At 31.9% G+C, this 12,038-nt stretch carries 14 protein-coding genes; 13 read left to right on the top strand and 1 reads right to left on the bottom strand.

The features are described 5' to 3' along the window. The first annotated feature begins 8 nt into the window (after positions 1 to 8). The 7 genes from rpmH (at position 9) to RBR53_03585 (ending at position 5,785) form a co-directional block, all read left to right on the top strand. Positions 9 to 143 carry a 50S ribosomal protein L34 gene (rpmH, locus tag RBR53_03615; protein ID MDY0131736.1) on the top strand — a complete coding sequence of 45 codons (135 nt, stop codon included), beginning with the start codon at positions 9 to 11 and terminating at the stop codon, positions 141 to 143. A gap of 91 nt (positions 144 to 234) precedes the next feature. Next, on the top strand, positions 235 to 597 hold the full coding sequence (rnpA, locus tag RBR53_03610; GenBank protein MDY0131735.1) for a ribonuclease P protein component: 363 nt from the start codon (positions 235 to 237) through the stop codon (positions 595 to 597). After that, positions 590 to 802, top strand: a complete 213-nt coding sequence (gene yidD, locus RBR53_03605) for a membrane protein insertion efficiency factor YidD (GenBank protein MDY0131734.1) — start codon at positions 590 to 592, stop codon at positions 800 to 802. The genes rnpA and yidD overlap by 8 nt, the downstream gene beginning before the upstream one ends. 42 nt (positions 803 to 844) lie before the next feature. After that, positions 845 to 2,533, top strand: coding sequence for a membrane protein insertase YidC (gene yidC / locus RBR53_03600; GenBank protein MDY0131733.1), 1,689 nt, complete (start codon positions 845 to 847; stop codon positions 2,531 to 2,533). A 14-nt stretch (positions 2,534 to 2,547) separates the two neighbouring features. Beyond that, a complete protein-coding gene (jag, locus tag RBR53_03595) occupies positions 2,548 to 3,480 on the top strand; it encodes an RNA-binding cell elongation regulator Jag/EloR (GenBank protein ID MDY0131732.1) in 933 nt (310 codons plus the stop codon). A gap of 52 nt (positions 3,481 to 3,532) precedes the next feature. Then, complete coding sequence (gene mnmE / locus RBR53_03590; GenBank protein MDY0131731.1) at positions 3,533 to 4,939, top strand: tRNA uridine-5-carboxymethylaminomethyl(34) synthesis GTPase MnmE; 1,407 nt, start codon at positions 3,533 to 3,535, stop codon at positions 4,937 to 4,939. Positions 4,940 to 5,119: 180 nt separating this feature from the next. Then, a complete protein-coding gene (locus RBR53_03585; protein ID MDY0131730.1) occupies positions 5,120 to 5,785 on the top strand; it encodes a YkgJ family cysteine cluster protein in 666 nt (221 codons plus the stop codon). A 93-nt stretch (positions 5,786 to 5,878) separates the two neighbouring features. Here the strand turns inward: RBR53_03585 and RBR53_03580 are convergent, their stop codons facing one another. After that, positions 5,879 to 6,505 carry a rubredoxin gene (locus tag RBR53_03580; GenBank protein ID MDY0131729.1) on the bottom strand — a complete coding sequence of 209 codons (627 nt, stop codon included), beginning with the start codon at positions 6,503 to 6,505 and terminating at the stop codon, positions 5,879 to 5,881. Between the two features lie 364 nt (positions 6,506 to 6,869). On the opposite strand from RBR53_03580, the gene RBR53_03575 reads away from it, so the two are divergent. The 6 genes from RBR53_03575 (at position 6,870) to RBR53_03550 (ending at position 11,976) form a co-directional block, all read left to right on the top strand. Then, the gene (locus RBR53_03575; GenBank protein MDY0131728.1) at positions 6,870 to 7,289 is read left to right on the top strand and encodes a cyclic nucleotide-binding domain-containing protein; all 420 of its coding nucleotides are present in this window, start codon (positions 6,870 to 6,872) and stop codon (positions 7,287 to 7,289) included. A gap of 2 nt (positions 7,290 to 7,291) precedes the next feature. Then, entirely contained in the window at positions 7,292 to 7,684 is a 393-nt protein-coding gene (locus RBR53_03570; GenBank protein MDY0131727.1) for a hypothetical protein, read from the top strand. A gap of 6 nt (positions 7,685 to 7,690) precedes the next feature. Beyond that, positions 7,691 to 8,827, top strand: coding sequence for a sodium ion-translocating decarboxylase subunit beta (locus RBR53_03565; protein ID MDY0131726.1), 1,137 nt, complete (start codon positions 7,691 to 7,693; stop codon positions 8,825 to 8,827). A gap of 43 nt (positions 8,828 to 8,870) precedes the next feature. Then, positions 8,871 to 9,635, top strand: a complete 765-nt coding sequence (locus RBR53_03560) for an enoyl-CoA hydratase/isomerase family protein (GenBank protein ID MDY0131725.1) — start codon at positions 8,871 to 8,873, stop codon at positions 9,633 to 9,635. A gap of 84 nt (positions 9,636 to 9,719) precedes the next feature. Beyond that, positions 9,720 to 10,148: a MarR family transcriptional regulator gene (locus RBR53_03555; GenBank protein MDY0131724.1), complete on the top strand. Its 429-nt coding sequence runs from the start codon at positions 9,720 to 9,722 to the stop codon at positions 10,146 to 10,148. A gap of 124 nt (positions 10,149 to 10,272) precedes the next feature. Next, complete coding sequence (locus RBR53_03550) at positions 10,273 to 11,976, top strand: acyl-CoA dehydrogenase family protein (GenBank protein ID MDY0131723.1); 1,704 nt, start codon at positions 10,273 to 10,275, stop codon at positions 11,974 to 11,976. Positions 11,977 to 12,038 lie beyond the last annotated feature (62 nt).

The raw sequence follows: 12,038 nt of genomic DNA, 5'->3' as shown, positions 1-12,038 counted from the left end.
ATTTAATTATGAAACGTACATTTCAGCCCAGCAAAATTAAAAGAGTAAGAAGACATGGATTTAGACGTAGAATGTCTACAGTCGGTGGAAGGGCTATTATAAGAAGAAGAAGATCTAAAGGTCGTAGAAAACTATCAGCCTAATAATTAAAAAATTACTAACTGGTATTTTTATTCAAAGGTACCAGTTTTCTTATATCTGAAGCTAAAAATTTAAATATTTAAAGATATACTTTTGGCAGAATATAAATTTGACAAATCCCGGCGTCTTTTAAAAAGACAAGAGTTTTTGAAACTTGCAAATATTGGAAGTGTCAGTCATTCCAAACACTTTATCGGTGTTTATGGAAAAAAAGACAAAAAATCTGATTTAGGCAGGATAGGTATTACTGTGTCTAAAAAAGTAGGTAATTCTGTTGAGAGAAACAGAATAAAACGTCTTGTCAGGGAATATTGGAGGCTTAATCAACACTCATTGCAATCTATTCCAGATATAAATATAATAGCCAAGAAAAGTGCTTCTTTCAAGGATTCCAAAGAAATATTCAAATCTCTTTTTATTCTTTTTAAAAAAACAGGTAAACTTAAAAATGATTAAGAAAGTTTTTCTTTTTCTGATACGTTTTTACCAGTTGGCAATCTCTCCTTACTTAGGGGACAATTGCAGGTTTTGTCCAAGCTGCTCTGCCTATTCATATCAGGCTATAGAAAAATACGGAATATTGAAGGGTTTGTTTTTGTCTTTAAAACGAATACTGAAATGCAATCCTTTTCATCCAGGAGGGTATGATCCTCTTTTATAAGGATTGTTTAATTAAAACTTTAAAAAATTTTGATGAGGAAATATGGAACAGCTTCGTCTTTTAATCGCTGTAGTTTTATCTTTTATTGTTTTTTTCGGATGGAATTATTTTTATACTAAAAATCATCTTCCTTCAGAAAATACAGCGTTTCTAGAAAACAACACAACCCAAGACAATATTGATAATAAAGTAAATGAAAATAAATTTTATAATATAAAAGACAACTTAGGTGCTGAAGAAACAAAGAATATAATAAGAAGTCTTCCTGTTGATGAAAAAAAATATGTCATTGAAACAGATAATTACATTGCAGAATTATCAAGTGTTGGAGCAAAGCTCACGAGCTTAAGGCTTAAAAATTATAAAGAAATTAATGGAGAAAGTTCTAATTTCAAGGAAATGATAGATAATGATTTTCTTTCAGGTAGTTTTTTTACTGAACTTAAATCAGGAACAGGATTAGATTTAAAAAAATCCAATTTTTATTCAAAGCAAAATCCCGGGGAAATACATTTTTCTTCAAATAAACTAGACTTAGTTTTTGAATATCAGACAGAATCAGGTTTTACGATAAGAAAAAAATATGTATTTTATAAAGATTCTTATCTTTTTGATTGTGAAATAGATTTAATAAATAATACAGGCTATCCTTTTTCAAACCAGCTTATTGTTTCAATTAACTCTGAAAAGCCTGAGGCAAGGCAGATAGGGTTTGTTGGGCCTTCTGTTTACAGAAATAACAATCTTGATCATATAAAAATCAAAAAACTTGACGAAGAAGGTAATTTTAATTCAAAAATTGAATGGGGAGCTTTGGAGTCTATTTATTTCATAACAGCAGTTATTCCTGATTTTGATGAAAGTATAATTTGTGATTTTTCAATTCTTAAAGATAAATACTCTGGTTCTAAAAAAGAATATATAAAAGCTGATTTTATTTCAAACCCTTTCAGTCTTCAGAATGGAGAGAAAAAAATATTTAAATATCATTTTTATTCTGGGCCGAAAAGAATGGATATTTTAAAATCTGCCGGTTTTAAACTGGAAAAATCAGTTGATTTTGGTTTTTTTGACGCAATTTCCAAGCCTTGTTTATGGGTTTTAAATTATATTTATAAGGTTATTCCAAACTATGGGGTTTCCATAATTATGCTTACCCTTCTTGTTAAGATAATCTTTTGGCCTCTTGGAACCAAAAGTGCAAAATCAATGGAGCAAATGAAAAAAATCCAACCTCTTATGAAGGAAATAAGAGAGAAATATCAAAACGATAAACAAAGAATGAACCAGGAAGTTATGAGTTTATATAAAACTTATAAAGTAAATCCCCTTAGCGGCTGTTTGCCTATTCTGGTTCAGATTCCTATATTTTTTGGGCTTTACAGAATGTTGTTCAGTGCTATTGAGTTAAGACATGCGCCTTTTATGCTGTGGATTCAGGATTTGTCAGCCCCTGACAGATTATTTGATTTAAATTTTGCCATCCCTTTTATGAAGGAGCCTTATGGATTACCTCTCCTTACCATTGTAATGGGTGCATCAATGTTTTTACAGCAGAAAATGACACCTACCGGGGGAGATCCCACCCAGGCTAAAATAATGCTTTTTATGCCGATTTTTATAACTGTGATTTTTGTTAATCTCCCTGCAGGGCTTGTTCTTTATATGCTTGTTAACAATCTTTTCACAATGGGGCAGCAATATTATGTATCCCGTTTCCTTTCTAAATGATGATGGAGGTTTTTATGGCTATTCATAAGGAATATGAAGGCAAAGATGTTGAATCAGCAATCGAAGCAGCTTTAAAAGATCTTAGTGTTTCAGCAGATAAGTTGGATTATGAAGTTGTTGAGTACGGAAATAAAGGTTTACTATTTGGTTTGATAGGAGTTAAAAAAGCGAAAATAAGAATTAAAGTTTCTTCTGATAAATCAGAAGAAAACATCTCTTCTCTTGTGGATGAAGCTTTTTCATCGGGCAAACCTAAAGAAAAAAAGAAACCATATTTTCCAAAACCTGATAAAAAGGCAAAGGAAGAAATTAAAAAGGACGAAACTAAAATTGTCCATGAAATTTCATCTGAAAAATCTGCAATTGAAAAAGAAAAAACAATAGTAAAATCAGAAGAAATTAAAGAGGTTTTTGTTAGTTCCAAAGAAGATAAAAACGACTCTTTTCCCTTGGAAATATCTGAAGATGCCGTAGAAAAAGGAAGAGAAGCTCTGGAAAAAATTCTTATTTTACTAAGTGATAGTTTTGAAATTTCTCCGGAAATAAGAGAAAATGAAGTATTATATAATTTAAAAGCAGAAAATCCCGGTGTTATTATTGGTAAAAAAGGGCAAAATCTTGAAGCGATGCAATTTATTATAGACAAGATTGTAAATAAAATATCTGAAGGCAGAGTAAGAGTTCTTATTGATATTGAAGATTATCTTGAGAGAAGAAAGCAAAATCTTTATTCAATTGCTCTAAGGTATGCAGATAAGGTTAAAAAAACAGGAAAGCCTGCCACCATAGGTCAATTGTCAGCCTATGAAAGAAGATTTATTCATATAGCTTTAAGAGACGATAGACGTGTAAGAACCCAGAGTATGGGCGAAGGTTATTATAGAAAACTCGTGGTTTTTCCATCTAGAAGACCAAAGGGTAAACCACGTACTTCCAAAAACAGATAAAGAATTGAACCGGAGTTTTGTATTTATAAACTCCGGTTTTGAATCTCATCCAATGATAAATTCATTTTCAAATAACAATACAATAGCAGCTATATCAACTCCGCCGGGAAACGGTGGGATTGGTATAATAAGAGTTTCAGGTTTTAATGCTTTTGATATTGGCCTTTCTTTATTTAAAAGAAAAGCCGATAAAAAGTTTTTATCTCTTAAAATGGAAGCTCTTAAATACAGATATCTTTACCATGGTTTTATAATAGATCCTCATTTAGAATTTGTTATTGATGAGGTTTTGATTGTTTTTATGAAATCACCCTATTCATATACCAGGGAAGATATTGTTGAAATTCATTCCCATTCAGGAAAATTTGTTCTTGATAAAATTTTATCTCTTGTTTTAAATTCAGGATCTGAGCCTGCTGCTCCTGGTGAGTTTACTAAACGAGCTTTTTTAAATGGGAGGATAGATCTTACCAAAGCTGAATCTGTAATGGATATAATTAATTCTTCAAGCGAAGCTTCCCATAGAATTGCAGCCAGCCTTTCCAGTGGAGAATTAAAAGAAAAAATAATTGAAGCAAGAAATAAATTAATAGATATAGAAGCAAATATTATAGCTTTTGTGGATTTTCCAGATGATATAGATGAATATTTTGATCATTCTCTTTTTTTAAAAACTATAAACGAAATAAAAAAAGAGATAGGATCTCTAATTTTAAATTATGATAATTGTCATCAGGTAAGAGATGGGTATAAAATTACAATTGCAGGTCCTCCAAATGCGGGAAAATCAAGCCTTTTAAATAAACTTATTTCAAAGGAAAGAGCTATAGTTACATCAATTCCGGGAACAACAAGGGATATAATTGAAGAGGCTTTAAATTTGGATGGGTTTCCTTTAGTTTTATCAGATACTGCCGGGATAAGAGAAACTGATAATGAAATTGAAAAAATAGGGGTTTTAAAATCAAGAGAGCTTCTAGAAAAATCAGATTTAATTATTTTTTTGATTGACGGGTCTGAGCCATTTTATCCTGAAACAGATAAGTTGTTTCAAGAAATTAAGAATTACCCTTTTATTCTTGTTGTAAATAAAATAGATCTTTTTGGCAAAGATGTTTCACGTGGAACATTTTTAACTGAAAAAAATCAGCCATTGTATATCTCCGCAAAAGAAAACAAAGGAATTGATGAACTTAAAAATAAAATAGTTCATTATTTTGGAAAAAATTTTACTTCCTCTGATTCATATCTTGTTCCAAATAAAAGGCAATATTCAGTTTTAAAGAAATTGAATTCTAAGGTCAGTTTAATATCTTCTTCTGTCAATGATAATTATGATATCGAACTGATTTCTTATGATTTAAAAACCTGTATTGATTTATGTTCAGAAATCATAGGTGAACTTGTTTCTCCCGATATATTGGATCGAGTTTTTAGCAATTTTTGCATAGGAAAATAAATTAATGGAAGACCAATAGTCTTTAAAAGGTTTTTATTAAAATAGGTCAGAGTTAAAAATTCTTTGTTTCACGTGAAACATTAGAAGCTTGAATAAAAAGAATCTCTTTGATAAAAAATTGAGTTGATCTTATAAAAAATGAACTAATAAATTTTATCCATAAATTTTAAGGAGTTAAACTTGGATTTTACAAAATATTTTAAAGCTTATGAAGAACTTGCCAAATCTGTTGATAAAGCGTTTAAAAAAGTTGCTGATGATTTCCCAAAAGAGGTAAATTGCAAGCCCGGCTGTTCAGACTGCTGCTATGCGTTGTTCGATTTAACTTTGATTGAAAGTTTATATATTAATAAAAAATTCAGAGAAATCTATACTGACGATGTTAAAAGACATGAAATCATTAACAGAGCTGTAAAAGCAGACAGAGAAATTCACAGGTTAAAGAAAAAAGCTTTTGATGAACAAAAGCAAGGAGTTTCTGATATTGAAATAATAGGTATGATGGCAATGGAAAGAGTCAGGTGTCCTCTTTTAAATGAAAACAATCAATGTGATCTTTATGATTTTAGACCCCTTAACTGCAGAGCTTATGGAGTTCCTACAGAAACAGGAGGAACAAGCCATATTTGCGGAAGAACGGGTTTTGTTCAGGGTGAAAAATATCCAGCCATAAAAATGGACAAGCTTTATGAATTTCTTTATCAGATATCCAATGAGCTGGTAAAAAATATGAATACAAAGTTTACCAGGATGGGAGATATGCTGATACCTCTTTCCATGGCTATTATGACAGATTTTGATGATAATTATCTTGGAATAGAAGATTCGAAAGAAATAGAATTATAATAAAAATATAAAACAGCTTTTGTTTATAAATATAAAAAAACCCATGAGTTTAATATTTAAATCATGGGTTTTTTTGTGTTTAGGTTTTAATATTTAATTTTTGAAAACAAACTTTCCGCCAATGTGACCAGCTATACCTGCTGAGGCAAGCATAATTAGATGCAAAATCAGATAAAAACCTCCTCCGGCATCAGCAGAAAAACTTTTCCATAAAGCAAGAACACAGGATAAAGTGGCAACCACAGCAGCACTTACAAGTTTTGCCTGAAAAATTCCTGTCATTGCTTTTCTGTATCTGTTTATCCATTCAATATAACCGGTGTACAAAACCACAGGCATAAAAATAAAAACCAGGCTGATATTGTAGTATGCTGCAGTAATTAGAGATTCATTCCCAAAGAGAGAGCCTATTAAAAGAAGAAATACAGCCACAGGAATCACACCATTTGGGATATGAACAGTAATTGGGTGAAGATGGTGATCAAGGATTGCCTGGTCGATTTTTTCTTTTAAAGATGAAGGTTTTGTTTCTTTTAATTTTTCAGAAGATTCTGGTTTTGCCTCAGATGTTTCTTCTTTTTCTTCCTGCTCTGGTTTTTCCGCCTCTTTTTTTTCTATTAAGGTAAAGGCAGATTTACCAACGCCGCAAACAGGACAGGTCTCCGGGGGTTCATCACCTTCGTGAATATAACCGCAAACAGTACATTCCCATTGTTTCATTTACTAAGCTCCTTTTTTAAATTTTAATTTGTTTATAAACTAAAGTATTTTTTATCCATTTAAGCTCAGGGTCAAAATCTAATCAGAAAAACTTTATCTATTTTAAGATTGATTAATGTTTTAAGCTGAAAAGTGATAAAAAGGCTTATTTTTTTATAAAATCATTAACCAGGATAAAAATTTTTATTATAACTTAAATTCAAATTATAAAAAGTAAAATAAATTTCTGGTTTTCGGCCTGTTTATATACTATGTTTCAATAAAAAAAATAAGTATTAGAAAATAAAAGAATTAATTTTATAAATTAAAAAAAACCAATAATTCTTTACTATTAACAATAACTTTTCAAAAATTCAAAGTAAAAATGAAAGAAATAATCTTAGCATTCAAGAATAATGAAATTTTCAAAGACTTTAATAATAATGAACTTTGGCAACTTGCCGGTGAAATGGAAAAGGAGGTTTATGTTTCAGGAGAAAAACTTTTTAGTGCCGAAGAAAAAGCCTCAAATATTTATATTTTAGTTGATGGTCATTTCTTGATTCACCTTCCTGATAAACGAGCTTTTACCCTTATGAATCCTGGAGATATAATTGGAACAGAACCTTTTCTTGATAAAACTCATTATGTGACTACATGCACATGTCTTTCAAAAAAAGGAGTCTGCGGAGTGCTTACAAGTAAAACTCTTGTTAATGTTGAAAAAAGGTATGCTTCAATAAACTCAAGGCTTATACGTTTGAAAGATGAATTTTTATCCAAAACAAAATATTTTAAGAGATAAAAATGGAAATAAACCCATATTTATTAGCAGTTTCAGGATTGTTCATAGTTTTTTCAGGACTTGCATTTCTTGCTTTTGTTGTTTCTAATATACATAGAGTTTTATTTATTTTAGAAAATTTGAATTTTAAAAAGTTTAAAGAAAAAAAAATAATAACTGCTTCTTTTACAAAAAACCAAATAACTGAAACAAAAAAAATAATTTTTCTTTCAAAAAATAAAAAAGAGTCTTTTTATCTCCCTGATCTGATAGAAAAATCATTGATGAACGGTCAGGAAAACCCATGGATCCTTGTAGATTTTTTGATAAAAAAACAAATAATATGTCCTGATGAAACAGGAAAATTTTTTTGGAATGATAAGTCTCCAGCCTGGAAGTTAATTTTTAAAAAGTGAAGAAAAGTGGAAAATATTTTATTGTCATTTATAGAGAATACGGGCTTGTATTATTTTACATACAAGCATTTTATTATGCTTTTAATAGCCTTTTTCTTTCTTTATCTTGGGGTTTTTAAAAAATATGAGCCCTTGCTTCTTGTGCCAATTTCTTTTGGAATGATTATAGGCAATCTTCCATCACCGGCCTCAATGTCCCTTGGAGTGTACAGCGAGGGAAGCGTGTTTTATTATCTTTATCAAGGAGTGTCCCAGGGAATTTATCCTCCTCTTATTTTTATCGGCATAGGAGCAATGGCCGATTTTTCCTACATCTTATCAAGGCCTATTCTTATTTTACTTGGGGCTGCAGCTCAGGCAGGAATTTTTATTACTTTTATCGGAGCTTATTTTTTAGGCTTTGCTCCTACAGAATCAGCAGCAATAGGAATAATAGGGGGAGCAGACGGGCCCACAGCCATTTTTCTAACCTCAAAACTTGCTCCTGATCTTATTGGTCCCATAGCTATTGCAGCATATTCCTATATGGCTCTTGTGCCGGTTATTCAGCCTCCTATTATGAAATTACTTACAAGTAAAAAAGAACGATTGATCACCATGAGTTCAGATTTCAGGGAAATTTCAAAAAAGGAAAAAGTTATTTTTCCTGTTACAGCTCTTGTGATATGTTGCCTTATAGCTCCCGGAGCTCTTCCTTTGCTTGGAATGCTGTTTTTTGGAAACCTTTTAAAAGAAGCAGAAGTGACAAACAGGCTTGCTGAAGCTGCAAAAGGACCTTTAATTGATATTGTTACAATTTTGCTTGGAATAAGTGTAGGTGCAAGCACTCAGGCTGATGTTTTTTTGACAAAAAAATCTGTTACCATATTTATACTTGGAGTTGTTTCATTTGCCATTGCAACAATGTGTGGGATTTTGTTTGCAAAATTAATGAATATGTTTTTAAAAGAAAAGATAAACCCATTGATTGGGGCTGCAGGTGTATCAGCAGTACCTGACTCTGCAAGGGTTGTTCAAATGGTTGCAGCAAAGGAAAATCCCGGGAATTATATTCTAATGCATGCCATGGCTCCTAATATTTCCGGTGTAATTGGTTCTGCTATTGCTGCCGGTGTTATGTGGAGTATTATTGGAAATTTTTAAATACAAATATTAATATTAATAAATAAAGTCTGGAGGATTTTAAATGATTAAGGAAAGAATTGAAGACGACATTCTTATTGCGGTTTTATCAAATGGTAAAACAAACTCAATTGATTTTGAGACATTAAAGCAGCTGGATGCCTGTGTTGAAAAAGTAAATACAGAAGAAAAATTAAAAGGTCTTGTTCTTACAGGAGAAGGAAGATTTTTTTCAAGCGGATTTAATCTTCCCATGTTTCTTAACTTTAAAGATGTAGATGAAGCAGTTGATTTTTTCAATCAGGAAGAAGAAATGCTTTTAAATTTTTTCATGTGTAAAAAACCTGTTGTATGTGCAATGAACGGTCACTCTGCAGCCGCAGGTATGATTTTTGCCATGGCTTCAGATTATAGAATTGTAACAGGTCATCCAAAAATCAAACTTGGAATGAGTGAAATAAAAATTGGACTGCCCCTTACTTTGGCCCAGTCACAAGTTATGAGGTTTGGTCTTGATACAGATAAAAAATTTAGGGATATAATGTATTTTGGTGAAATGTATGATCCTGAAAAATCCCTGGAGCTTGGTCTTGTAGATGAGGTTGTTGAAGCTGATGATCTTGTAAAAAGAGCAAAGGAAATTGTAGCATTATGGATTGATCAGCCAAACCGGGCATTTATACAAATGAAAGAAGTACTGAGAAAAGAATTTGTTGAAAAAGCTCAAAAAAGACTGAAAGAAGAAAATTGGCAGGAAGGCATGAGCTGTTTTTTTGAAAAAGATGTAAGAGATATTCTTTCATTTGTACAGGCAGGACTTGAAGGATAATTAAAATTTTGTGCAGAAGAAGAAACCTTCTGCACATATTTCTTACCTGAATCAAGGTAATAAATATATATTCCGGAGTATTAAATGGATCTACAGGATTGCATAGTTTTTTTATTGGCCAAGAATTCTCAGTCAGGATATAAATTTTGGGCTGAATATATTTCGGAATATAATGTAACTACAGTTCAGGCAATGTTTCTTATTCTTCTTAATAGGGGGGATGGGATAACTTCACGTGAAATGAGTTCCCTTGTCATGCTTGACAGTGCAACAGTTTCGGGAATAATTGACAGACTTGCCGCTATTGATTTGGTTGAAAGAAGACCAAGTCCCACAGACAGACGTTCATCTCTTATTTTTTTAACAGAAGACGGCAGAACAAAAGGTGGTCTTCTTGATAGATTATTTGAAAAAGCACATAAAGATTTTTTATCTTCGCTTACAGATGAAGAAGAAATTTTTTTAAGAGATATTTTAAAAAGACTTTTGGAAAAGCATTCAGACTTTGTTTAAAAAATATATTTAATGATTAATCCCAAAAAATAAATTTATACTATTGATTTTATATTAAACTATCTTGTATACAAGATAGTTGTATGTAAGATAAATTTTAAACTAATTAAACAGGGAGATAAAAATGATTCTTTTCAATCCCAAAGAGCACAACATAAAATACAGTGATGAAAAAACACGAGATATGATGCAGAAGGTGATTGACTTTTTTGAAGACAAAGGTCTTAAGGCAATTAAAAAAGACTGGCATGAAAAGGTCTGGAACCACGATTTTGTAAAGTTTATGAAAGAAAATCAGGTCATGGCCACCCTTATGACTCCTTCAGGATATGGAGCTGAAGATTCAAGATGGGATACTTTCAGAAACTCAATGTTTGCTGAAATTTCAGCATTTTATGGAATTACCTATTGGTATACATATCAGGTTTCCATGCTTGGATTGGGCCCAATCTGGATGGGTTCAAACGAGGAAATGAAAAATAAAACAGCCCAGCTTCTTCAGGACGGAGAAGTCTTTGCTTTTGGTCTTTCAGAAAAAGAACATGGAGCAGACATTTATTCTTCAGATATGATGCTTTATCCCCAGGAAGACGGAACTTATAAGGCAAATGGTGATAAATATTATATAGGAAACGGAAATGAAGCTGCCATAGTTTCAACCTTTGCTAAAATTGCAGACAGCGGAGAATATGTTTTTTTTGGTGTAAACAGTAAGCATGAAAAATACGAATGCGTTAAAAATACAGTTAATGAGCAAAACTATGTTGCTGAATATGCACTTCATGATTATCCAATTACAGAAGCAGATATAATGCAAAAAGGCTCACAAGCCTGGGATGATATGCTAAATACCATAAATTTATGCAAATTCAACCTTGGCTGGGGTTCATTAGGTCTGGCGACCCATGCTTTTTACGAAGCTATTTCCCATGCAGCAGGAAGAAATCTTTATGGTAAATATGTAACAGATTTTCCCCATGTAAAAAGAATTTTTGTAGACTCATACTCCCGTCTTATTGCTATGAAAGTCTTTTCTGAAAGAGCAATAGATTATATGAGGTCTGCAAGTGCAGAAGACAGAAGATATCTTCTTTTCAACCCTATGGTTAAAATGAAGGTTACAAGAGAAGGCGAAGGCGTTGTTCAGGCTCTTTGGGATGTTATTGCAGCTAAAGGCTTTGAAGCAGAACCTTTTTTTGAAATAGCGGCCCATGAAACACCAATGCTTCCAAAACTTGAAGGTACTGTTCATGTAAACATGGCTCTTATAGTTAAATTTATGAATAACTATCTGTTCAAGCCTGCTGAATTTCCTGAAATAGGCAAAAGACACGACACAACTAATGATGATTTTATGTTTAGCCAGGGTCCTACAAAAGGTCTTGGTTCTATTCAGTTTCATGATTATAACATAGCTTACGATTCAGCTGATACTCCAAACCTTGCTGTTTTTAAAGAGCAGATAAAAGCTTTTAGAAATTTTCTTATAAAAGCAACCCCGGATAAAAATCAGGCAAAAGATATTGATTATCTTCTTAATCTTGGAGATATATTTTGTCTTATTCCTTATGGTCAGCTTATTATTGAAAATAAAGATCATATGGGAGTAAGTGATGAAATGCTTGATCAAATTTTTGATTTCATGGTAAGAGATTTTTCAAAATATGCAACAGAGCTTATGATGAAACCAAGCAATACAGATGATCAAAGAGAGCTTGCAAAGGCAATTTTAAGATCTCCTGCTCCAAATCCCGAAAGATTCAACAAAATCTGGGATGAAGTTTACAGTCTTAAAGATGCCTACAGAATGAAAGATCAGGATTTTTAAGTAAATCCTCTAATCTTCTCCATAAAGAAATAGGGCTCCTTGTAATTACAGGGAGCCTTATT

Source organism: Desulforegulaceae bacterium (assembly GCA_034006035.1).
Classification (GTDB): Bacteria; Desulfobacterota; Desulfobacteria; order Desulfobacterales; family JACKCP01; genus JACKCP01.
Note: the sequence above shows the minus strand (reverse complement) of the source record. Positions and strands in the feature narration are given on the sequence as shown.